The following is a 19,834-nucleotide window of genomic DNA, read 5'->3' as shown; positions in this document are numbered from 1 at the left end:
GCAGGTCAGCTTAGGTATGCCTAAGTGATGCAGCGCACCGCACCTTGATCCGGACGCGGGTTGTCAGGCTCTGAGGAATTACGCAACAATGGCGTTGTGAAAAACGTTGGCGAGGCTCCGCAGGAGGAACTCGCGACCGGGGAGCGGTCTACGCGCAACCGGGTCGCGCGCTCCATCCTGGACCACGGCCCCTCGACGGTGGCCGACCTCGCCGCGCGCCTCGGCCTGACCCAGGCCGCCGTGCGCCGGCACCTCGACACCCTCGCCCACGAGAACGTGGTCGAGCCCCGTGAGCAGCGGATCTACGGCGCACGTACGCGCGGGCGACCCGCCAAGGTCTTCGCGCTCACCGACTGCGGCCGGGACGCCTTCGACCAGTCGTACGACAAGCTCGCCGCCGACGCCCTGCGCTGGATCAGCGAGCGGCACGGCGAAGGAGCGGTCGTCGAATTCGCCCGCGAGCGGATGGCCGCCCAGGCCGTGGCGTACCGCAAGGCGATCGACGCGGCGCCCCCCGAGCAGCGCACGGAGGCTCTCGCCAAGGCGTTGACCGCCGACGGGTACGCTGCTACGGCCCGCACGGCGCCCGTAGGCGAGCAGCTGTGCCAGCACCACTGCCCGGTCGCCCACGTCGCCGAGCAGTACCCACAACTTTGCGAGGCGGAGACGGAGATCTTCTCCGACCTGCTCGGGACGCATGTCCAGCGGCTCGCCACCATCGCCCACGGCGACGGCGTCTGCACGACATTCATCCCCCGTAACGCCCCGCAACCCCCACAGACCACCGACAACGCATCCGCAAGCACGGCCGGGAGGAACCCCGCATGACGCTCCCCACGGAGACTGCCCACCCCGAACTCGAGGGTCTGGGCACGTACGAATACGGCTGGGCCGACTCCGACGTGGCCGGGGCCTCCGCCAAGCGCGGCATCAACGAAGACGTCGTCAAGGACATCTCGGCCAAGAAGTCCGAGCCGGAGTGGATGACGAAGCTGCGCCTCAAGGGCCTGCGGCTCTTCGACAAGAAGCCCATGCCCAACTGGGGCTCGGACCTGTCGGGCATCGACTTCGACAACATCAAGTACTTCGTGCGGTCCACGGAGAAGCAGGCGGCGTCCTGGGAGGACCTGCCCGAGGACATCAAGAACACGTACGACAAGCTCGGCATCCCCGAGGCGGAGAAGCAGCGCCTCGTCGCCGGTGTCGCGGCCCAGTACGAGTCCGAGGTCGTCTACCACCAGATCCGTGAGGACCTGGAGGAGCAGGGCGTCATCTTCCTCGACACGGACACCGCCCTGAAGGAGCACCCGGAGCTCTTCAAGGAGTACTTCGGCACGGTCATCCCCGTCGGCGACAACAAGTTCGCGTCGCTGAACTCCGCCGTGTGGTCCGGTGGCTCGTTCATCTACGTCCCCAAGGGCGTGCATGTCGAGATCCCGCTCCAGGCCTACTTCCGCATCAACACGGAGAACATGGGCCAGTTCGAGCGCACGCTGATCATCGTCGACGAGGACGCGTACGTTCACTACGTCGAGGGCTGCACGGCGCCGATCTACAAGTCGGACTCGCTGCACTCCGCCGTCGTCGAGATCATCGTGAAGAAGGGCGGCCGCTGCCGCTACACGACGATCCAGAACTGGTCGAACAACGTCTACAACCTGGTCACCAAGCGCGCCGTGGCGTACGAGGGCGCGACCATGGAGTGGATCGACGGCAACATCGGCTCCAAGGTGACGATGAAGTACCCCGCCGTCTACCTGATGGGCGAGCACGCCAAGGGCGAGACGCTGTCCATCGCCTTCGCGGGCGAGGGCCAGCACCAGGACGCCGGATCCAAGATGGTCCACATGGCGCCCAACACGTCCTCCAACATCGTCTCGAAGTCCGTGGCGCGTGCCGGTGGCCGCACCTCCTACCGCGGTCTCGTCGAGATCGGCGAGGGCGCCGCCGGATCGAAGTCGAACGTCCTGTGTGACGCGCTGCTCGTCGACACGATCTCCCGCTCGGACACGTACCCCTACGTGGACGTCCGCGAGGACGACGTGTCCATGGGCCACGAGGCGACCGTCTCCAAGGTCTCCGACGACCAGCTCTTCTACCTGATGAGCCGCGGTCTGACCGAGTTCGAGGCCATGGCGATGATCGTGCGCGGCTTCGTCGAGCCGATCGCCAAGGAGCTGCCCATGGAGTACGCCCTGGAGCTGAACCGGCTGATCGAGCTGCAGATGGAGGGTTCGGTCGGTTAATTCCGGCAACCGTCCCCCGCAGCGACTGACTTCTTGACCCAGAGAGAGAGCACGACGACAGCCATGGCTGAGGCTCAGAACATCCCGGTCGGGTCCACGACCGCCGGATCCATCGCGGTGGCCGCCGAGTCCACCGTCGCGACCCGCATGAGCGCTCCCCCGTCCTTCGACGTGGCGGACTTCCCCGTCCCCCACGGCCGCGAGGAGGAGTGGCGGTTCACGCCGCTGGAGCGCCTGCGCGGGCTGCACGACGGCACCGCGGTCGCCACCGGCGGCATCCGCGTCGAGGTGAGCGCCCCGGCGGGCGTCACCCAGGAGACCGTCGGCCGTGACGACGCGCGCGTGGGCAAGGCGGGCAAGCCCGTCGACCGCGTGGCCGCGCAGGCCTACTCCTCCTTCGAGAAGGCCTCGGTCGTCTCCGTCCCCAAGGAGACGGTCCTCACCGAGCCGATCCGCATCGCCGTGCACGGCGAGGGCGGCACCGCCTTCGCGCACCAGGTCATCGAGGTGGGCGCGTTCGCCGAGGCCCTCGTCGTCATCGACCACACCGGTGACGCCGTGCTCGCGGCCAACGTCGACTACCTCCTGGGCGACGGCGCCAAGCTCACCGTCGTCTCCGTCCAGGACTGGGACGACAAGGCCGTGCACATCGCGCAGCACAACGCGCTGATCGGCCGCGACGCCTCCTTCAAGTCGGTCGTCGTGACCTTCGGCGGCGACGTCGTACGCCTGCACCCCCGCGTCGAGTACGCGGGCACGGGCGGCGAGGCCGAGCTCCTCGGCCTGTACGTCACCGACGCCGGCCAGCACCAGGAGCACCGCCTCCTGGTCGACCACAACCAGCCGCACTGCAAGTCGAACGTCGTCTACAAGGGCGCGCTCCAGGGCGACGACGCCCACGCGGTGTGGATCGGCGACGTCCTCATCGAGGCCGCCGCCGAGGGCACGGACACGTACGAGATGAACCGCAACCTCGTGCTGACCGACGGCGCCCGTGTCGACTCCGTGCCGAACCTCGAGATCGAGACCGGCGAGATCGTCGGAGCGGGCCACGCCTCGGCGACCGGCCGCTTCGACGACGAGCAGCTCTTCTACCTGCAGTCGCGCGGTATCCCGGAGGGCGAGGCGCGCCGCCTGGTCGTCCGCGGATTCTTCGCCGAGCTGATCCAGCAGATCGGCCTGCCCGACGTCGAAGAGCGACTCCTCGTCAAGATCGAAGAGGAGCTGGAGGCGTCGGCGGCATGACATTCGTACGCGCCTGTGGCCTGAGCGAGCTGTCGGAGGACACCCCGAAGCGGGTGGAACTCGACGGCACGCCGGTCTCGGTCGTCCACACCGAGGGCGAGGTGTTCGCGATCAACGACATCTGCTCGCACGCGAACGTCTCCCTCTCCGAGGGCGAGGTGGAGGACTGCCAGATCGAGTGCTGGCTGCACGGCTCCGCCTTCGACCTTCGCACCGGCAAGCCGTCCGGCCTTCCCGCGACGCGCCCCGTCCCCGTATACCCCGTAAAGATCGAAGGGGACGATGTGCTCGTCTCCCTCACCCAGGAGTCCTGAGGCACATGGCAACGCTTGAAATCCACGACCTGCACGTCACCGTCGAGGCCGACAACGCCACGAAGGAGATCCTCAAGGGCGTCGACCTCACCGTGAAGCAGGGCGAGACGCACGCCATCATGGGCCCGAACGGCTCCGGCAAGTCGACGCTCGCCTACTCCATCGCGGGTCACCCCAAGTACACGATCACGCAGGGCACCGTGACCCTCGACGGCGAGGACGTCCTGGAGATGTCCGTCGACGAGCGTGCCCGCGCCGGCATGTTCCTGGCCATGCAGTACCCGGTCGAGGTCCCCGGCGTCTCGGTCTCCAACTTCCTGCGTACGTCGGCGACGGCGCTCCGCGGCGAGGCCCCCAAGCTGCGCACCTGGGTGAAGGAGGTCAAGTCCGCGATGGAGCAGCTCCAGATGGACCCGGCCTTCGCCGAGCGCAACGTGAACGAGGGCTTCTCCGGCGGTGAGAAGAAGCGCCACGAGATCCTCCAGATGGAGCTCCTCAAGCCGAGGATCGCGATCCTCGACGAGACCGACTCCGGCCTGGACGTCGACGCCCTGCGCCAGGTCTCGGACGGCGTCAACCGCGTCCGCGAGACCGGTGAGGTCGGCACCCTGCTGATCACGCACTACACGCGCATCCTGCGCTACATCAAGCCCGACTTCGTGCACGTCTTCGCGAACGGCCGCATCGCCGAGTCCGGCGGCGCCGAGCTCGCCGACAAGCTCGAGGCCGAGGGCTACGAGGCTTACACGAAGGGTGGCGTATCAGCGTGACGTTGGCCCACCAGGGGCTCTCCGGCCTCCTCGACACCGAGGCGATCCGCAAGGACTTCCCGATCCTGGATCGCACGATCCACGACGGCAAGAAGCTCGTCTACCTGGACAACGCGGCGACGTCCCAGACGCCGCGCCAGGTGCTCGACGTACTCAACGAGTACTACGAGAAGCACAACGCCAACGTCCACCGTGGTGTGCACGTCCTCGCGGAGGAGGCCACGGCGCTCTACGAGGGCGCCCGTGACAAGGTCGCTGCGTTCATCAACGCGCCGAGCCGCGACGAGGTGATCTTCACCAAGAACGCCTCGGAGTCGCTCAACCTCGTGGCCAACATGCTCGGTTGGGCCGACGAGCCCTACCGCGTGGACCACGAGACCGAGATCGTCATCACGGAGATGGAGCACCACTCCAACATCGTGCCGTGGCAGCTGCTCTCGCAGCGCACGGGCGCGAAGCTGAAGTGGTTCGGTCTCACGGACGACGGCCGGCTCGACCTGTCCAACATCGACGAGGTCATCACGGAGAAGACGAAGATCGTCTCCTTCGTGCTCGTGTCGAACATCCTGGGCACGCACAACCCCGTCGAGGCGATCGTCCGCCGCGCGCAGGAGGTCGGCGCCCTGGTGCTGATCGACGCCTCGCAGGCCGCCCCGCACATGCCGCTGGACGTGCAGGCGCTGCAGGCCGACTTCGTGGCCTTCACCGGTCACAAGATGTGCGGCCCGACGGGCATCGGCGTCCTGTGGGGACGGCAGGAGCTCCTGGAGGACCTGCCGCCGTTCCTCGGTGGCGGCGAGATGATCGAGACCGTGTCGATGAGCTCGTCGACGTACGCTCCCGCGCCGCACAAGTTCGAGGCGGGCACGCCCCCGATCTCCCAGGCCGTCGGCCTGGGCGCGGCCGTGGACTACCTCTCCTCGATCGGCATGGACAAGATCGCCGCTCACGAGCACGCGATCACCGAGTACGCGGTCAAGCGCCTCCTGGAGGTCCCCGACCTCCGGATCATCGGCCCGACGACGGCCGAGGAGCGCGGCGCCGCGATCTCCTTCGCGCTCGGCGACATCCACCCGCACGACGTGGGCCAGGTCCTCGACGAGGAAGGCATCGCGGTCCGCGTGGGTCACCACTGCGCCCGCCCCGTCTGCCTCCGCTACGGAATTCCTGCGACCACGCGAGCGTCGTTCTATCTGTACTCCACGCCCGGCGAGATCGACGCTCTCGTCGACGGCCTGGAGCACGTACGGAACTTCTTCGGCTGAGGGGCTGACCGGGACGTGAAGCTGGATTCGATGTACCAGGAAGTCATCCTGGACCACTACAAGCACCCGCACGGGCGCGGTCTTCGTGATGGCGACGCCGAGGTGCACCACGTCAACCCGACGTGCGGCGACGAGATCACGCTGCGCGTCAAGTACGACGGGTCGACGATCGCCGACGTGTCGTACGAGGGCCAGGGCTGCTCCATCAGCCAGGCCAGCGCGTCCGTCCTGAACGACCTGCTGGTCGGCAAGGAGCTCGCCGACGCGCAGAAGATCCAGGAAGTGTTCCTGGAGCTGATGCAGTCCAAGGGCAAGCTGGAGCCGGACGACGCGATGGAGGAGGTCCTGGAGGACGCCGTCGCGTTCGCCGGGGTCTCGAAGTACCCGGCGCGGGTGAAGTGTGCTCTGCTGAGCTGGATGGCGTGGAAGGACGCGACGGCGCAGGCACTCGGTACCGACGACGTCGCTGAGAGGAAGACCGCATGAGCGAGAACGAGACCCTGACCAAGCCGGCCTCCGAAGAAGAGGTCCGCGAGGCGCTGTACGACGTGGTCGACCCCGAGCTGGGCATCGACGTCGTCAACTTGGGCCTGATCTACGGCATCCACGTCGACGACGCGAACATCGCGACGATCGACATGACGCTCACCTCGGCGGCCTGCCCGCTGACGGACGTCATCGAGGACCAGGCCAAGTCCGCCACCGACGGCATCGTCAACGAGCTCCGGATCAACTGGGTCTGGATGCCGCCGTGGGGCCCGGACAAGATCACGGACGACGGCCGCGAGCAGCTTCGGGCGCTCGGGTTCAACGTCTGAGACACGCACCCATGGTTCGGCCCCCCGCGCTTCGGCGCGGGGGGCCGAGCTGTTTCTACGGCACGACTGTTTCTACGGCACGTGACCGTTTCTACGGCACCGGCTGCGGGGCCGATGAGGCTTCCGCCAGGGTCTGCGCCAGGCCCTCCTTGCGGATGCGGCGGTCGAGGTACATCAGGGCGGTCACCAGCGGCAGGAACACGGTGGCGGCCAGCTGGGTGAGGAAGCTGCCGACGAGGCCGAGAACGGCGTACAGGCCGAACTGGGAGCGCAGTTGGTCGAGGAAGTAGGCCGACGCGGAGTCGTCCGGGTCGACCGGCGGCGGGGTCGGGGCGGCGAACTGCAGGGGGAGTCGCAGGGCGAGCGAGACGCCCAGCACGATGAGGCCCGCGAGCAGCGAGATGCCGAAGGTGCGCCACCAGGCGCCGCGCACCAGGCGCACGGAGCGCCGCAACGCCGTGAAGGGCGACGCCGTTTCGAGGACCGCGGCCGCCGGGGCGAAGGCGAACAGGACGTACAGCCAGGCCGCGAGCGGCATCGTCAGCAGGAACAACGGGAAGACCAGGCCGATGGGGATGATCGACTGGGTCATCATCAGGAAGAGGAGGGAGAAGAGGACCAGCAGGAAAGCGGCCACCGGCAGCATCAGGATCAGCGAGAGCAGCAAGGTCACGGCCAGCACGGACGGCGTCCGTGACCACGCCCTGCGCCGGACCGCGCCGAACGTCGCCGGACGGCCGAGGACCGCCTCCTGCAGCGTGGCGGCGCACGAGGCCTGGACGAACGAGTTGACGACCAGCGTGGCGAGCATGAAAAGCAGCCACGCCAGGCCGAACGCGACGAGGATCGGCCTGCCGTCGTCCCAGGAGAAGTCCGCGCCCGGCTCGTACACGGCGCTGACATGCTCCCGCGTCGCGAAGTAGGCGAGCCCGAGACCTGCCACGGCGACGACGGTGAGCAGGCCGTAGGCCGCGGCGGCGGTGCCGAACAGGGGCTTGGCGTAGTGCCGCATCGTCGCGAAGGCGCCGCCGAGAATGTGGTTGGCGCCGAGTGGTGCGAGGGGGATGACACCGGGCTTGGGCGGCGGGGGCGGGGGTGTCCAGCCCCAGCCCGGCGGATACGGCCCCGGATACGGCCCCGGATACGGCCCCGGATATGGACCCGAATACGGCCCCGGATATGGCCCTGCATGCGGCCCTGGCCCCTGTGGCCCCGGCCCCCACCCCGATGGGTCTGACATCGCTCTTGTGCTCCGTAGCTCCGTGCGGCGTTCCGCGTGTGCTCGCTGTGGCCCCCCACAGTGATCGCGTCACCTTAACCGGTCCGCTCAGCCGGTTTATGTACGGTCGTACGCAACGCTGTGTACACTCGTACGCATGGGATACGGACTGCTGGCCGCGGCTATCGCGGCGGAGGTGGCCGGGACGACGGCCATGAAGTACAGCGAAGGGTTCAGCAAGCTCTGGCCATCGCTGATCACCGTCGCCGGATACGTGATCGCCTTCACGCTGCTCGCGCAGACGCTGAAGACGCTGTCCGTCGGCACCGCCTACGCGATCTGGGCGGGGATCGGGACCGCCGCGGTCGCCGCCATCGGGATGATCTTCATGGGCGAGTCCGCCAGCCTCGTCAAGATCTCGGGGATCGCCCTCGTGATCGTGGGTGTCGTCGTGCTCAACCTCGGCGGGGCGCATTGATGGCCCGGCGTTACGACCCCGAGCGGCGGCAGCGGATCATCGACGCCGCGATCCGGGTGGTGGCGGACAAGGGGATAGGCGGGCTCAGCCATCGCTCGGTCGCCGCCGAGGCCGACGTGCCGCTCGGTTCGACCACGTACCACTTCAAGACGCTCGACGACCTGCTGGTGGCCGCGCTGCGGCAGGCCAACGAAGGGTTCGCCAAGACGGTCACCGCGAGTGGCGCGTTCGAGGATCCGCGGATCGACCTCGCCGACGAGCTCGCCGAGCTGCTCGGTCAGTGGCTCGCCGGGGACCGCACGGAGCTGGAGCTGGAGTACGAGCTCTACCTGGCCGCCCTGCGCAAGCCCGCGCTGCGGGCCGTGGCGGCGGAGTGCGGGGACGGCCTCGCCGAGGTCCTGCGCCGCCGCACCGACCCCGTCACCGCACAGGCACTGGTCGCGCTCGTGGACGGCATCTCACTGCAGGTGCTGCTCACGGGCGGGCGGTACGACGAGGCGTACGCCCGCGAGGTGTTCGGGCGGCTTGTGCCGGGGGCGGGGGCGGAGGGCGTCGCCCCGGGGCCCGGTTCCTGAGCCCGGTTCCTGAGCCCGGTTCCTGAGACCGGTTCGCTCGGGTGGTGTGGCGCCGGTTAGGTTTTCCCCATGACCGACACGAACGCTTCCCGCACCACCGGCGCCGTTGCCACAGGCCTCGCCACTCTCACCGCCGACGGCACCGTTCTCGACACCTGGTTCCCCGCGCCCGAGCTCGTCGCCGAAGCGGGCCCCGCAGGCACCGAGCGGCTCTCCGCCGAGCGTGCCGTGCAGCTGCTCGGCGACGGCGCGGCCAAGGCCATCGGCCAGGACGCCCGCCGTGGCGTGGAGACCATCGCCGTCCGTACGGTCATCGCCTCCCTCGACGACAAGCCGCTTGACGCCCACGACGTCTACCTGCGCCTGCACCTGCTCTCGCACCGTCTGGTCAAGCCGCACGGTGTGAACCTCGACGGCCAGTTCGCCTTCCTGGCCAACGTCGCCTGGACCTCGCTCGGCCCGGTCGCCGTGGACGACGTCGAGAAGGTCAGGCTCAACGCCCGCGCCGAGGGCCTGCACCTCGCCGTGACCTCGGTCGACAAGTTCCCGCGCATGACCGACTACGTCGCGCCGAAGGGCGTCCGGATCGCCGACGCCGACCGCGTGCGGCTCGGCGCGCACCTCGCCGAGGGCACGACCGTCATGCACGAGGGCTTCGTGAACTTCAACGCGGGCACGCTCGGCACCTCCATGGTCGAGGGCCGCATCTCCGCCGGTGTCGTCGTCGGTGACGGCTCCGACATCGGTGGCGGCGCCTCCACGATGGGCACCCTCTCCGGCGGCGGCAACGTCCGCATCGTGATCGGCGAGCGCTGCCTGATCGGCGCCGAGGCGGGCGTCGGCATCGCGCTCGGTGACGAGTGCGTCGTCGAGGCCGGCCTGTACGTCACCGCGGGCACCCGCGTGACCATGCCCGACGGGCAGATCGTCAAGGCCCGTGAGCTCTCCGGCGCCTCGAACATCCTCTTCCGCCGCAACTCGGTCACCGGCGCCGTCGAGGCCCGCCCGAACAACGCGGTGTGGGGCGGTCTGAACGACGTGCTGCACAGCCACAACTGAGCGTCGCCGTAGCCCCGACAGAGCGCCCTCCGGTCTCCCCGGGGGCGCTCTTCGCGTGTGCCATGCGTAAGCTGCCCTGTCACGCGTGCGCGGGCCGCGTGGGACGACGGGAGAGTGACATGCGCCGAGCGGGGATACGGGCCCTTGCCCTGGGGGGAGTGGCGGTACTGGGTCTGGTGGCCGGGTGCGGCCAGAGCGCCGGTCAGGGCCAGGACGCCGGGGCCGGGGCGGCGCAGACGGTGAGCCGCGCCTCCGTCGAGGCCGGCGACCACGGCCATCCGCTGGAGAAGAGCGACATTCCCTGGAGCGGCAGCCCGAGCCCGTTCAACGCACAGGTCAAGCTCGCCGACGGGCGCCGCGTGGCGATGCACTACATGAAGGGCAAGGGGCTCTTCGTGCAGGACTACAGCCCCAAGGCCAAGGGGTGGTCCAAGTCGGCCCTGGTGTACGGGACGAAGAGCGACGCCTGCCAGGGGATCACGCTCAAGGCCAAGGCCGGCACCGTCGCGGCCTTCGGGGACTTCGGCGACTACTGCGCCGACGGCGAGCCGCCGACCGAGTCGGTCGCCGCGGTCGCCACGGGCCCGCTGACGAAGTGGGCCACGCACCTCACGAAGGACTTCGACGGCTGGGAGAAGATCGCCGTCGCGGACGGGGGCAAGAAGGTCACGTTCAGCCGGGGCGCCGACAAGCTCACCTGGACGAAGGCAGGAGGCTTCCCGGCCGCGGGCTGAGGCTGCTGCCCGGCGCCTGTCGGAGCGCCTCGTAGGCCGCGGTCAGCTCGTCGGTCGCTTCGCGGCCGGCGGGCCGCAGCGGTGCGCGGACCGGGCCGCCGGGCAGGCCGAGCGCCCCGAGCAGCGCCTTGGAGGTGACCGTGCCCGGGAGGCCGGAGCCCATCATCAACTCGATGAGTTCCATGGCTTGTTGCTGGAGCTGGCGGGCCTGAGCCGTGTCGCCCGCGTCGAACGCGTCGATGATCGAACGCAGTTGGCGCGGCACGACATTCGCCACCGTGCTGATGTAGCCCGCGCCGCCCACCGCGTACAGCGCCAGGATGAACTCGTCGCAGCCGGTGTAGTACGCCAAGTCGGTACGGGACAGCACCTTCTGGGTGCCCATCAGGTCGTATGCGCAGTCCTTCACGGCGACGATCCGCGGATGCTCCGCGAGCCGCAGCATCGTCTCCGGCTCGATGCGGGTTCCGGTGCGCCCCGGGATGTCGTAGAGCGCGAGCGGCAGCCCCGAGGCGTCGGCGACCTCGAGGAAGTGCGCCTCGACGGCGTCCTGCGGCGGCTTGCTGTAGTAGGGCGTGACCACCAACAGGGCGTCCGCGCCCGCCTTTTCGGCCGCGAGCGCCATCTCGACGGTGTGCCGGGTGGCGTAGCTGCCGACGCCCGCGACGATCGAGGCCCGGTCGCCCACCGCCTCCGCGACGGCGCGCACGAGCGCGGCCTTCTCGCTGTCGGAGGTGGTGGGGGACTCGCCGGTGGTGCCGGAGAGCACGAGCCCGTCGCAGCCGTCGGCCACGAGCCGGTCGGCGAACAGCTGGGCACCGTCGAGGTCGAGCAGGCCGTCGTCGGTGAAGGGCGTGACCATCGCGCAGAGGGCGCGGCCGAGGGGAGGAGGCGTTGATGAGGGTGAGGTCATAGAGGCAGTGTCGGCACGCCAACCCTGAAGCTCCACTTAATTCTGCTACGAGGTAGGGGACAGGAACGCTACGAAGTGGCCGCGGGCGGGCCGGGCCGCCCTAGTGCCAACTCGCCCCCGTATGGGCCACCATGGGCCGACGGTAGTCGACGGGCGGCCGCGCGGCGGTCGGCCACAGGAGGCGTCATGAGGCTGGGCAGAGCACTCGCCACCGGGATCGCCGAGGAAGACCCGCAGGAGCGCCTGCGGCAGAAGGACCTCGGGCAGCAGGCGGCGCCCGAGCCCGAACCGGCGGTGACGGCGGACGAGCCCGCGGCCGAAGTCCCGGCGGCCGAGGTCCCCGCGGTCCGATGAGGCTGCGGCTCCCCGCGGAACGCCCGAAGGAGCCGCCGACCGGATACAAGATCGCCCGCCTCGCGCTGTCCCAGGACGGCGCGAGAGCGGGGTTCACCGGCGTCTCCCTGGGCGCGGCCCTGCCCTACGGCGTACTCGACGAGGCCCGCTGCGTCTACGGGCGGCGGCACGCGGCCCCGCACCGCCGCTGCGACTGCGGCTTCCACTGCGTCCACGACTCCGCCACGGCCCAGGCCCTCCTGTGCACCGCCGAACACCGGGGTGCGGCGTTGCTGCGGGTCACGGTGCTCGGCGCGTACATCCGCTTCGAGCGCGGCTTCCGTTACGCACGGCAGCGGGTGCGCGCCGTGACGGTGCAGCCCTGTAGCTGCGGGGCGCGCGCCTCCGTCCTCGCGGACGCCGGGTGGGGCAGGCCGGGGTGGCGGGTCGTGGAGGGGGCGTGCGGTGCCTGCGCGGGCAGGCGCACATCACTGGGGCTCCCGGCGTTCGCCCGCCTGGCCGGAGAGGGCCTCACGGTCACCGGGGTGGGCTCCGAGTCGGTGCCGGGGTCACCGTCCGAGGCCATGGGCGTACCCGAACTGGTCGCGGAGGCGGCGCTGCTGCAGGCCCGGCTCGATGTGTTCCAGGGGGAGTTGGCGCGGCTGGCGGGGGACGGGCGGGAATAGGGACCCGGAGAGCTCTCTGGCATGATCGGCGCGGGGTGCGACAGGCCGACATGACGAAGGCATGAGGCTTGATGAACAAGAACGAAACCCGAGCCGGGACAGCGAACGACAGCCGGGCGGGGACGGCACAAGAGGCGCGCGTGGCCCTGGTGACGGGCTCGTCGTCGGGCATCGGCGCCGAGGTGGCCAGACGTCTCGCAGCGGCGGGGATCCGCGTGGTGCTCAACTCCGCCCGCTCGGTCGAGGCAGGCGAGAAACTGGCCGCCGAACTCCCCGACGCCCGTTACGTCCGGGCGAACGTCGCCGATGAGGACGACGCCAAGCGCCTGGTCCGGTCCGCCGTCGACGCCTACGGACGACTGGACATCCTGGTCAACTGCGCGGGAGCCACCCGCTTCATCCCTCACGACGACCTCGAGACCGCGAACCCCCAGGTCTGGCGCGATCTGTACGACATCAACGTCATCGGCGTCTGGCAGACGATCACGGCGGCCGTCCCCCACCTCAGGGCGAGCGGAACGGGCAGCGTCGTCACCATCTCCTCTCAGGCGGGCGTGCGCCCCGGCGGCAGCTCGATCCCGTACTCGGTCAGCAAGGCCGCCGTGAACCACATGACGAAACTGCTCGCCAAGACGCTCGGCCCGGACATACGGGTCAACGCGGTCGCGCCCGGCATGATCGACACCCCCTGGTTCGACGGAGTGGAGGGCATCGAGTCCGCGATGGAGGAGACCGCGGCGCGGCTTCCGCTGCGCCGCGTGGGCCGGCCGCAGGACATCGCGGACGCCGTCTTCGACCTGGTGAACGCCTCGTACATCACCGGCGAGATCCTTCTGGTGGACGGCGGCGGCCACCTCCTGTGACCGGCGGTCGTGACGGGGCGCGGCGTCCCGGGCCCGGGACGGTCGCCGCTTCCCCTGAACGGGCTTGACCTCAAGTTGGCTTGAGGTCGCAGGATGTGCGTGCGTCGGGCCGAGCAGGGCACGTCCATACGCAGAAGGAGCAGGTCATGAAGGCACATGTCGACGCCACCTCCCTCCCCGACCCGGCCCGCGCGCACGGCGGGCTCGTGTTTCTCAGTACCTGGAGCACGGGCACGCCGGAGCGGCAGCGGGCGGCGGTCGAGGCGATCGCCGCAGCCTGGGGGAGTCGTCCGTGGCCGCACGAGGGGCTCCTGTCGTACACCGTGTACGCCGGCGCGGACGGCTCGACGCTGGCGCACCGCTCGCACTGGCGGGACGAAGCGGCGTACCAGGAATTCTTCGCCCACAGCAGGGACGAGCGGAACGCCGAGATCGACGAGGCCGTGCCGGGCATCGAACGGCTGGGGCTGCGCAAGACGCGGCTGCGGGACGGGGTGGCGCGGGCGGCCGGGGACGACCGGGTGGCAGGGGCGATCGTGATCACCGAGGGGGAGGACGCGGATCCGCAGACGGCGCCCGGCCTGATCTCCCGCCACTTCCACGTGACGACGGACGGCGAGCGGGTGATCAGCTACGCCGAGTGGGAGAGCGGGGAAGGGCTGCCGGTGGCCGGCACGTACCGCCTGGCTTGCGCGATCGTGCCGCGCTGAGCGCCGACGCCCTCCGCCTTGGCCCCCGGCGCCCTCCGCCCCGGACCCGACGCCCTCCGCCCTGGACGGAAAGGGGCGCCGGTGGGATGTTGAAGCGAAGTGGGGCGTCAGGGGGGAGTCGTCATGACCGCGGGCAAGGAGTTCGAGATCGCGCGGGAGTTCGAGGTCGACGCCTCTCCCACCGAGGTCTGGGAGGCGTTCACCACCGGCACCGGCGGCTGGCTGTGGCCCATGGTGGAGTACGAACCACGCGAGGGCGGCGCCGCCCCCTTCGGCGGCGTCGTCACCCGCTGGGAGCCCCCGCACCGCCTCACCGACCGCGTCGACGACCCCGAAGGTCTGCCGCGAGGCCAGATCCGCAACCAGCTCGACCGCACCATCGAGCCCCGCGACGGCGGCCGCCGCTCCTGGGTCCGCTACGTGCACAGCGGCGTCCTCACCGCCGACTGGGACAACCAGTACGACGCGGCCACCAAGCACACCGACTTCCACCTGCACACCCTGCGCCAGTACCTGACGTACTTCCCGGGCCTCCCCGCCACCTTCACCGGCCTCGACGGCCCGGCCCCCGCCGCCGCCCCGGACGCCCTCATCAGGCTCGGCCGCCGCCTCGGCCTTCCCGACGACGCGTCCGAGGGCGCCCGCGTACGCGTGGACGCCCCCGGTGAACGCCTCGACGCGATGGTCGACTTCCGCAGCAGGCACTTCATCGGCCTGCGTACGGACACCGCGCTCTACCGCTTCTTCGGCCGCAACCACTTCGGCGCCCCGGTCGCCGTCAGCATCCACGACTTCGCGCCGCAGGCGGACGCCAAGGGCACCGAAATGGCCTGGCGGGACTGGCTCCTCAGGCTCTACGGCTGACGCGGAGCCCGGCGCGGAGCCCGGCGCGTGGCCCGAGACGGTGCCCGGCGCGCGCCCACCGCGCTACGGCCGGAACCGCAGCACCTGCGGGTCATGATCACTGTTCTGCTCCGCGAACTCCGCGTTGATGTGCACGCTGTCGTACGCGAAGCCCCTGCCCACCCCGGGGCTCGTCAGAATCTGGTCGAGGACCTGGGAGTTGCCCTGGTAGACGTACGAGTAACGCTCCGACCGGGGAAGGGACTTGACCGCGGACTTCAGTGCACCGCCCGCCTCCAGCGCGGCCGTCGTCCGCGAGAACTCGAAGTCGTTCACGTCGCCCACGACGACCACGTCCGCGCTCTTGTTCACCTTCCGCACGTCCCGCACGAAGGCGTTCACCGCCTGCGCCTGCCGAAGCCGCTTGGCCTCCGACGACCGCACCGGCGGCTGGTGCCGTGACGTAAGACCCTCGTCGCCGCCCTTCGACCCGAAGTGGTTGGCGACCACGATCACGCTGCGCCCCCGGAAGGCGAACTCCCCGGCCAGCGGCTTGCGGCTGTCCTCCCACGCGATGTTCGCGGGGTCGACGCGCCCGGGGGAGAGCGTCAGCGCCGCGCGCCCGCCGGAGGACCGTACGACATCCGTGCCCGTGGTCGCGTCCCCCTGGCCCCGGTCTGTGAAGGAGACCCGGTCGGGGTTGAAGAGGAACACCTGACGGATGTTGCCGCCCGGCTCCCCGCCGTCCTTGTTGTTCTCGGGGGCGATGGACCGCCACTCGTACCGGGGCCCGCCCGCGGCGACGATCGCGTCCGCGAACTTCTTCAGGGTCGCCTCCGCCGAGACGGTCCCGTCGTTCTTCGCGCCGTTGTCGTCCTGGATCTCCTCCAGGGCGAGGATGTCGGGCGAGGCGAGGTTCGAGACGACGGCCCCGGCCAGCGCGTCGAACTTCGTCTGCGGGTCGCCCGGGTCGAGGTTCTCCACGTTGTACGTCGCGACAGCGAGCTCACCCTTGGCCTGGCGCCGCGTCTTCTCCCGTACGAGACCCTTGTCCGTGACCTTCCCCAGGGTGCGCGCGACCAGCGTGTAGCCGCCGAACTGGTTGAAGTCCAGGGGGCCTTCGGCGCCGCCGGAAAGGGAGTCGCCGACGTTCGCCTTCGGGAAGGGCCGCTCGGAGATCGGGGCGAGCTGCTGGATCTGCAGGCGCCCGGTGTTCTGGTCGTCGTAGGACGTGTAGACCGTGCCGCCGCGCCGGTTCGGGTTCTCGTGCGGTTTCACGGTGACCCACAGCTCCGAGTACGGGTCGGTGGCGCCGACCACGCGCGAGGTGCCGACGCGTACGTTCATGCCCTCCAGGGACTCGTACAGGTCGAGGGCGTACGAACGGGGCTTCAGACGCAGGGCGTTGATGCTGCCGCCGTCCGCGGGGTCACCGGCGGGCGCGTACGCGGAAGGCACCGACTTGGCGTTCACCGTGACGGGCGCGGGCAGCGCGTTGCCGGACGACTCGACCGTGACCGTCGGCTTGGTGAGCTGGGTCAGGGACTGGTTGCCGGACGCCTCGCCGCCGGGCACGTACTCGGTGACGGTCCCGGAGACGCGGACCGCGTCACCGGCCTTCACGGTCAGGGCCGCGGACCCGGTGTAGACGAAGACGCCCTCGCTGGTCGCGGCGTCGGAGTCGGCCTTCGGGTCCTGGATCCAGAAGCCCTTCGAGCCGTACGTACGGACGCCGGTCACGATGCCCGTCACGTCCGTGACCTGCTGTCCCGCGAGGGGCGAGAGGCGGGAGGTGCCCTGGATGTCGTGCACGCGCACCTCCGCGGCGGACGCGGACGACGAGCTCACGGCGAGCAGACCGGCCGCGAGGGCGGTCGCGACGACGGTGGAGACGGCGGCGGATCTCACGGCGGGCCGGGTGGCACGGGATATGTGCGACATGAGGAAAGCACTCCGGGTGAGTGAGGGTGAGGGTGAGGGTGAGGTGATGTGAGGCGAGGTGAGGTGAGAGTGAGGGGAGGGCGTACGAAGCAGCCGGACGGGAAGGCGCGCTCAGCGCTCTACGCGCGTCAATCTCTTGTGTGACCAGGGGAGTTGTCAAGGTTCGGCGGGTGTTCTCACCGTGTATGTCTTCTGACAGGGACATGAACCGGGCGGCATGCGTCCAAATCCGTCTAGGCTTCGACCCAGCAGAACCGTTGCTTTCCCCCGGAGGAGAACCAGCCGATGTCCGTAAGTCCCGCCACCCTGCCGCCGGTGCTGCTGCACTCCGAAGCGGAACTCGCGCGGGCCGCGCTCGCCACACCGCTGCTCTCTCGGGCGGCGCGCCTTGCCCGCTGGGCCGGCCCCGAGACGCGGGTCGGGGCGGGCGGTGAGCTCATCGAGGAGCAGCTGCCGGCCGCCGCCGCGGAGCTGGGCCTCGAAGCGGACGACCCGGACGCCGCCGCGTACGCGAGCGAGGCCTGGCGCGTGGCCGTCGACACCGGCCTGGTGGACGTCACGGACGCGGACGAGTCGGAGGGTGAGGACGCGCCGGGCACGGTGACCCCGGGCGAGGACCTCGCCGCGCTCACCTCCGGCAGCCCGCAGGACATCCTGGCCGTCTGGCTCGGCGCCCTGGACACCGTGTACGCGGACGCGACCGTGCCCGACATGGACAACCTCCTCGACGTCCTGGAGGAGAAGGGCGAGGTCGACTTCGAGGAGCTCGGCTGGGACCCGCAGGCGGAGGCCGACTTCCTGGACGGTGTGCTCGGCAACCTGTACCTGCTCACCGCGGGCGAGGCGGGGGCGGGCGAGGGCCCGGTGCCGCTGCCCGCGCTCGCCGCGTCGATGATCGTGCCCGACGACATGGGGGAGCCGACGGACGACATCCTGGAGCAGGTGTCGGACGCGATGATGAAGCTCGACGACCAGTTCCGGCTCTTCGAGCCGCTCGGGCTCGTCGAGTACCAGCCGGTCGACGAGGCCCTCATGGTGGACATCGACGAGGCGGAGGCGCCGCTGCCGGACGGCGACGAGGACGTCACGCGGTACGGCATGGTCAAGCTGACCCCGCTCGGTGTGTACGGCATCCGGGCGCGGATGCTGGAGGCCGGCGTGGACGCCCCCGCGGTCGGCGATCTCACGGACAAGGGCGCCGACGCGCTGCTCGCAGGGACGGCCGGCTTCCCGCAGGCCGCCGCGCAGGCCGAGATCGAGCAGTGGCTCGCCCGGCACGAACCGCTGGGCGCCGCACGGGAGTTGCTGGCCGCCGCGCGGGGCGGGGACGAGGGCGCGCCGCTGCGGCGCCTCCGCTGCCAGCAGGCGCTCTCGCTGGTCGGCAACGAGGCGGAGCCCGCGCTGCGGGAGGTGCTCGACGACGCGGAGCTCGGTGGGCTCGCCCGGGTGTGGCTTGCCGAGCACGGGGCGGCCGACGTGCCCGCGCCCTCCGAGGCGCTGGTCTTCTGGCTGACCATCGACACCATCGCCGCGCAGCTCGCCGCAGAGGGCAACTCCGATGAGCTGCAGGGTCTCGTGGAGGGCCTTTCCGAGCAGCACAGCGGGTTCTTCGCCGCGGCCTGGCGGGTCGAACACCCCGCCACCGCGGATGTCCTGGAGGCGATGGGGCGGCTGCACCCCGACAAGAAGGTGGCCAAAGAAGCCCGCAAGGCGGCGTTCAAGGCCCGTTCGCAGCAAGGGATGTGACGCGCCGAAGCCGGTCGGGCCGGGATACCGGCCCGCCCGGCTTCGTGCCCGTTCGGCTCAGAGCCGACGTGGCGTTGGCCGACGTCGTCCGAGGGCCCAGGAAGTCACGGAGCACCTCGCGGGTCACGGACACGACGATCACGTCTGCCCCGGCGACTTCCCGCTCAGGTGCGCAGATGCGAGGCACCGTTGAGATCGAGCACCGTGCCCGACGCCCACTCCGCGACCGGGGAGGCGAGCCACAGCACCGCCGCGGCGATCTCGTCCGCCGTGCCGGCCCGCCCGAACGGACTCTGCGCGCGGATCGCCGCGCCCTCGTCCCCGCTCAGCCGGTGCGCGACCCTCTCCGTCCCGAAGAACCCGGGCGCCACCGACGCCACCGCGATCCCGTACGGCGCGAGCGACACCGCGAGGGACTGGCCGAGCGCGTGCACGGCCGCCTTGGTCGCCCCGTACGCCGGGTGGTCGGGCTCCCCGCGGAACGCGCCGCGCGAACCGATGTTCACGATGCGGCCACCCGTGCCCTGGTCGATCATCCGGCGGGCCGCCAGGTGGCTGAGGTTCGCCGTCGCCAGGAGATTCACCGAAACGTGCTGGTGCCACAGGGCCGCCCAGTCCTCGTACGAGGTGTCGGCGAGGGGGTGCGGCAGGTTCACGGCGGCGTTGTTCACCAGGACGTCGAGGCCGCCGAGCGCCTCGGTGGCCCGCCGGGCGACGTCCGCCGCGCCCGCCGGCTCCGACAGATCCCCGCCCACCAGGACGTGGCCCTCGCCCGCGAGCGAGGCGAGCGTCGCGCGTGCCTCCTCCTCGCGTGAGCCGTAGTGCACGGCGACACGGTCGCCGTTCGTGGCGAAGGCCTGCGCGAGGGCTCTGCCCAGACCGCGGGAGGCTCCGCTGATCAGGACACGGCGGTGGGCGGCAGGCAGGTTCATGGAAGGTGGCCCCTTGACGTCGGACGGCGTTCAACCGCCGTTTATACGCGAGCGAGAACGTGACGCCGACAGCAGCCCGGCCGAGACTGGACCTATCCGGAAATACGCAGGAAGTGTCCGAAAACGCGCAGGCCGGCCGTCGCA

22 protein-coding genes are annotated in these 19,834 nt (G+C 70.4%); 18 read left to right on the top strand and 4 right to left on the bottom strand.

Features of this window, described 5'->3' with window-relative positions:
* Positions 1 to 96: 96 nt before the first annotated feature.
* The 8 genes from ABXJ52_RS08735 (at position 97) to ABXJ52_RS08700 (ending at position 6,658) form a co-directional block, all read left to right on the top strand.
* Positions 97 to 828, top strand: a complete 732-nt coding sequence (locus tag ABXJ52_RS08735) for a metalloregulator ArsR/SmtB family transcription factor (RefSeq protein WP_367040657.1) — start codon at positions 97 to 99, stop codon at positions 826 to 828.
* Entirely contained in the window at positions 825 to 2,246 is a 1,422-nt protein-coding gene (sufB, locus tag ABXJ52_RS08730; RefSeq protein ID WP_367040656.1) for a Fe-S cluster assembly protein SufB, read from the top strand. Before ABXJ52_RS08735 ends, sufB begins: the two co-directional genes overlap by 4 nt.
* A gap of 63 nt (positions 2,247 to 2,309) precedes the next feature.
* Positions 2,310 to 3,491, top strand: a complete 1,182-nt coding sequence (gene sufD, locus ABXJ52_RS08725; protein ID WP_367040655.1) for a Fe-S cluster assembly protein SufD — start codon at positions 2,310 to 2,312, stop codon at positions 3,489 to 3,491.
* On the top strand, positions 3,488 to 3,805 hold the full coding sequence (locus ABXJ52_RS08720) for a bifunctional 3-phenylpropionate/cinnamic acid dioxygenase ferredoxin subunit (protein ID WP_190083272.1): 318 nt from the start codon (positions 3,488 to 3,490) through the stop codon (positions 3,803 to 3,805). Before sufD ends, ABXJ52_RS08720 begins: the two co-directional genes overlap by 4 nt.
* A 5-nt stretch (positions 3,806 to 3,810) precedes the next feature.
* Positions 3,811 to 4,575, top strand: a complete 765-nt coding sequence (gene sufC / locus ABXJ52_RS08715; protein ID WP_367040653.1) for a Fe-S cluster assembly ATPase SufC — start codon at positions 3,811 to 3,813, stop codon at positions 4,573 to 4,575.
* Positions 4,572 to 5,840 carry a cysteine desulfurase gene (locus ABXJ52_RS08710; RefSeq protein ID WP_367040651.1) on the top strand — a complete coding sequence of 423 codons (1,269 nt, stop codon included), beginning with the start codon at positions 4,572 to 4,574 and terminating at the stop codon, positions 5,838 to 5,840. Before sufC ends, ABXJ52_RS08710 begins: the two co-directional genes overlap by 4 nt.
* A 15-nt stretch (positions 5,841 to 5,855) precedes the next feature.
* Positions 5,856 to 6,326 carry a Fe-S cluster assembly sulfur transfer protein SufU gene (sufU, locus tag ABXJ52_RS08705; protein ID WP_367040649.1) on the top strand — a complete coding sequence of 157 codons (471 nt, stop codon included), beginning with the start codon at positions 5,856 to 5,858 and terminating at the stop codon, positions 6,324 to 6,326.
* A complete protein-coding gene (locus tag ABXJ52_RS08700; RefSeq protein ID WP_160504340.1) occupies positions 6,323 to 6,658 on the top strand; it encodes a metal-sulfur cluster assembly factor in 336 nt (111 codons plus the stop codon). The genes sufU and ABXJ52_RS08700 overlap by 4 nt, the downstream gene beginning before the upstream one ends.
* Before the next feature lie 91 nt (positions 6,659 to 6,749).
* Here ABXJ52_RS08700 and ABXJ52_RS08695 read toward each other — a convergent pair whose 3' ends face one another.
* On the bottom strand, positions 6,750 to 7,670 hold the full coding sequence (locus tag ABXJ52_RS08695; protein WP_367040648.1) for a hypothetical protein: 921 nt from the start codon (positions 7,668 to 7,670) through the stop codon (positions 6,750 to 6,752).
* A gap of 364 nt (positions 7,671 to 8,034) precedes the next feature.
* On the opposite strand from ABXJ52_RS08695, the gene ABXJ52_RS08690 reads away from it, so the two are divergent.
* The 4 genes from ABXJ52_RS08690 (at position 8,035) to ABXJ52_RS08675 (ending at position 10,723) form a co-directional block, all read left to right on the top strand.
* Positions 8,035 to 8,355, top strand: coding sequence for a multidrug efflux SMR transporter (locus tag ABXJ52_RS08690; RefSeq protein WP_367040646.1), 321 nt, complete (start codon positions 8,035 to 8,037; stop codon positions 8,353 to 8,355).
* Positions 8,355 to 8,930, top strand: a complete 576-nt coding sequence (locus ABXJ52_RS08685) for a TetR family transcriptional regulator (protein ID WP_367040645.1) — start codon at positions 8,355 to 8,357, stop codon at positions 8,928 to 8,930. Before ABXJ52_RS08690 ends, ABXJ52_RS08685 begins: the two co-directional genes overlap by 1 nt.
* A 69-nt stretch (positions 8,931 to 8,999) precedes the next feature.
* On the top strand, positions 9,000 to 9,989 hold the full coding sequence (gene dapD, locus ABXJ52_RS08680) for a 2,3,4,5-tetrahydropyridine-2,6-dicarboxylate N-succinyltransferase (RefSeq protein WP_367040643.1): 990 nt from the start codon (positions 9,000 to 9,002) through the stop codon (positions 9,987 to 9,989).
* 119 nt (positions 9,990 to 10,108) lie between these two features.
* On the top strand, positions 10,109 to 10,723 hold the full coding sequence (locus ABXJ52_RS08675) for a hypothetical protein (protein ID WP_367040642.1): 615 nt from the start codon (positions 10,109 to 10,111) through the stop codon (positions 10,721 to 10,723).
* On the opposite strand, the gene dapA is transcribed toward ABXJ52_RS08675, so the two are convergent.
* Positions 10,683 to 11,636 (bottom strand): 4-hydroxy-tetrahydrodipicolinate synthase, encoded by a 954-nt coding sequence (dapA, locus tag ABXJ52_RS08670; RefSeq protein WP_367040640.1) that lies wholly within the window; start codon positions 11,634 to 11,636, stop codon positions 10,683 to 10,685. The genes ABXJ52_RS08675 and dapA overlap by 41 nt on opposite strands.
* A 186-nt stretch (positions 11,637 to 11,822) precedes the next feature.
* Between dapA and ABXJ52_RS08665 the strand changes: the two genes are divergently transcribed.
* The 5 genes from ABXJ52_RS08665 (at position 11,823) to ABXJ52_RS08645 (ending at position 15,092) form a co-directional block, all read left to right on the top strand.
* Complete coding sequence (locus ABXJ52_RS08665; protein ID WP_367040639.1) at positions 11,823 to 11,990, top strand: hypothetical protein; 168 nt, start codon at positions 11,823 to 11,825, stop codon at positions 11,988 to 11,990.
* Positions 11,987 to 12,655, top strand: a complete 669-nt coding sequence (locus tag ABXJ52_RS08660) for a hypothetical protein (protein ID WP_367040637.1) — start codon at positions 11,987 to 11,989, stop codon at positions 12,653 to 12,655. The genes ABXJ52_RS08665 and ABXJ52_RS08660 overlap by 4 nt, the downstream gene beginning before the upstream one ends.
* 71 nt (positions 12,656 to 12,726) lie before the next feature.
* A complete protein-coding gene (locus ABXJ52_RS08655) occupies positions 12,727 to 13,518 on the top strand; it encodes a glucose 1-dehydrogenase (RefSeq protein ID WP_367040636.1) in 792 nt (263 codons plus the stop codon).
* 146 nt (positions 13,519 to 13,664) lie between these two features.
* Positions 13,665 to 14,228, top strand: a complete 564-nt coding sequence (locus ABXJ52_RS08650) for an antibiotic biosynthesis monooxygenase (protein WP_367040634.1) — start codon at positions 13,665 to 13,667, stop codon at positions 14,226 to 14,228.
* Between the two features lie 123 nt (positions 14,229 to 14,351).
* Entirely contained in the window at positions 14,352 to 15,092 is a 741-nt protein-coding gene (locus ABXJ52_RS08645) for an SRPBCC domain-containing protein (RefSeq protein WP_367040632.1), read from the top strand.
* 63 nt (positions 15,093 to 15,155) lie between these two features.
* Here the strand turns inward: ABXJ52_RS08645 and ABXJ52_RS08640 are convergent, their stop codons facing one another.
* Positions 15,156 to 17,012 (bottom strand): endonuclease/exonuclease/phosphatase family protein, encoded by a 1,857-nt coding sequence (locus tag ABXJ52_RS08640; RefSeq protein ID WP_367040631.1) that lies wholly within the window; start codon positions 17,010 to 17,012, stop codon positions 15,156 to 15,158.
* 285 nt (positions 17,013 to 17,297) lie between these two features.
* Between ABXJ52_RS08640 and ABXJ52_RS08635 the strand changes: the two genes are divergently transcribed.
* Complete coding sequence (locus ABXJ52_RS08635) at positions 17,298 to 18,758, top strand: hypothetical protein (RefSeq protein ID WP_367040629.1); 1,461 nt, start codon at positions 17,298 to 17,300, stop codon at positions 18,756 to 18,758.
* Between the two features lie 164 nt (positions 18,759 to 18,922).
* Here ABXJ52_RS08635 and ABXJ52_RS08630 read toward each other — a convergent pair whose 3' ends face one another.
* Positions 18,923 to 19,690, bottom strand: coding sequence for an SDR family oxidoreductase (locus ABXJ52_RS08630; RefSeq protein WP_367040627.1), 768 nt, complete (start codon positions 19,688 to 19,690; stop codon positions 18,923 to 18,925).
* Between the last annotated feature and the right edge of the window lie 144 nt (positions 19,691 to 19,834).

This window comes from Streptomyces sp. Je 1-332 (genome assembly GCF_040730185.1).
GTDB lineage: Bacteria > Actinomycetota > Actinomycetes > Streptomycetales > Streptomycetaceae > Streptomyces.
This window is presented reverse-complemented; position numbering and strand designations above follow the sequence as displayed.

Excerpts from the sequence above, each read along its gene's own strand:
- sufB (WP_367040656.1), top strand. The coding sequence starts at position 825 with ATGACGCTCCCCACGGAGACTGCCCACCCCGAACTCGAGGGTCTGGGC.
- sufD (WP_367040655.1), top strand. The coding sequence starts at position 2,310 with ATGGCTGAGGCTCAGAACATCCCGGTCGGGTCCACGACCGCCGGATCC.
- ABXJ52_RS08720 (WP_190083272.1), top strand. The coding sequence starts at position 3,488 with ATGACATTCGTACGCGCCTGTGGCCTGAGCGAGCTGTCGGAGGACACC.
- sufC (WP_367040653.1), top strand. The coding sequence starts at position 3,811 with ATGGCAACGCTTGAAATCCACGACCTGCACGTCACCGTCGAGGCCGAC.
- ABXJ52_RS08700 (WP_160504340.1), top strand. The coding sequence starts at position 6,323 with ATGAGCGAGAACGAGACCCTGACCAAGCCGGCCTCCGAAGAAGAGGTC.
- ABXJ52_RS08695 (WP_367040648.1), bottom strand. The coding sequence starts at position 7,670 with ATGCGGCACTACGCCAAGCCCCTGTTCGGCACCGCCGCCGCGGCCTAC.
- ABXJ52_RS08690 (WP_367040646.1), top strand. The coding sequence starts at position 8,035 with ATGGGATACGGACTGCTGGCCGCGGCTATCGCGGCGGAGGTGGCCGGG.
- ABXJ52_RS08685 (WP_367040645.1), top strand. The coding sequence starts at position 8,355 with ATGGCCCGGCGTTACGACCCCGAGCGGCGGCAGCGGATCATCGACGCC.
- dapD (WP_367040643.1), top strand. The coding sequence starts at position 9,000 with ATGACCGACACGAACGCTTCCCGCACCACCGGCGCCGTTGCCACAGGC.
- ABXJ52_RS08675 (WP_367040642.1), top strand. The coding sequence starts at position 10,109 with ATGCGCCGAGCGGGGATACGGGCCCTTGCCCTGGGGGGAGTGGCGGTA.
- dapA (WP_367040640.1), bottom strand. The coding sequence starts at position 11,636 with ATGACCTCACCCTCATCAACGCCTCCTCCCCTCGGCCGCGCCCTCTGC.
- ABXJ52_RS08665 (WP_367040639.1), top strand. The coding sequence starts at position 11,823 with ATGAGGCTGGGCAGAGCACTCGCCACCGGGATCGCCGAGGAAGACCCG.
- ABXJ52_RS08660 (WP_367040637.1), top strand. The coding sequence starts at position 11,987 with ATGAGGCTGCGGCTCCCCGCGGAACGCCCGAAGGAGCCGCCGACCGGA.
- ABXJ52_RS08655 (WP_367040636.1), top strand. The coding sequence starts at position 12,727 with ATGAACAAGAACGAAACCCGAGCCGGGACAGCGAACGACAGCCGGGCG.
- ABXJ52_RS08650 (WP_367040634.1), top strand. The coding sequence starts at position 13,665 with ATGAAGGCACATGTCGACGCCACCTCCCTCCCCGACCCGGCCCGCGCG.
- ABXJ52_RS08645 (WP_367040632.1), top strand. The coding sequence starts at position 14,352 with ATGACCGCGGGCAAGGAGTTCGAGATCGCGCGGGAGTTCGAGGTCGAC.
- ABXJ52_RS08640 (WP_367040631.1), bottom strand. The coding sequence starts at position 17,012 with ATGTCGCACATATCCCGTGCCACCCGGCCCGCCGTGAGATCCGCCGCC.
- ABXJ52_RS08635 (WP_367040629.1), top strand. The coding sequence starts at position 17,298 with ATGTCCGTAAGTCCCGCCACCCTGCCGCCGGTGCTGCTGCACTCCGAA.
- ABXJ52_RS08630 (WP_367040627.1), bottom strand. The coding sequence starts at position 19,690 with ATGAACCTGCCTGCCGCCCACCGCCGTGTCCTGATCAGCGGAGCCTCC.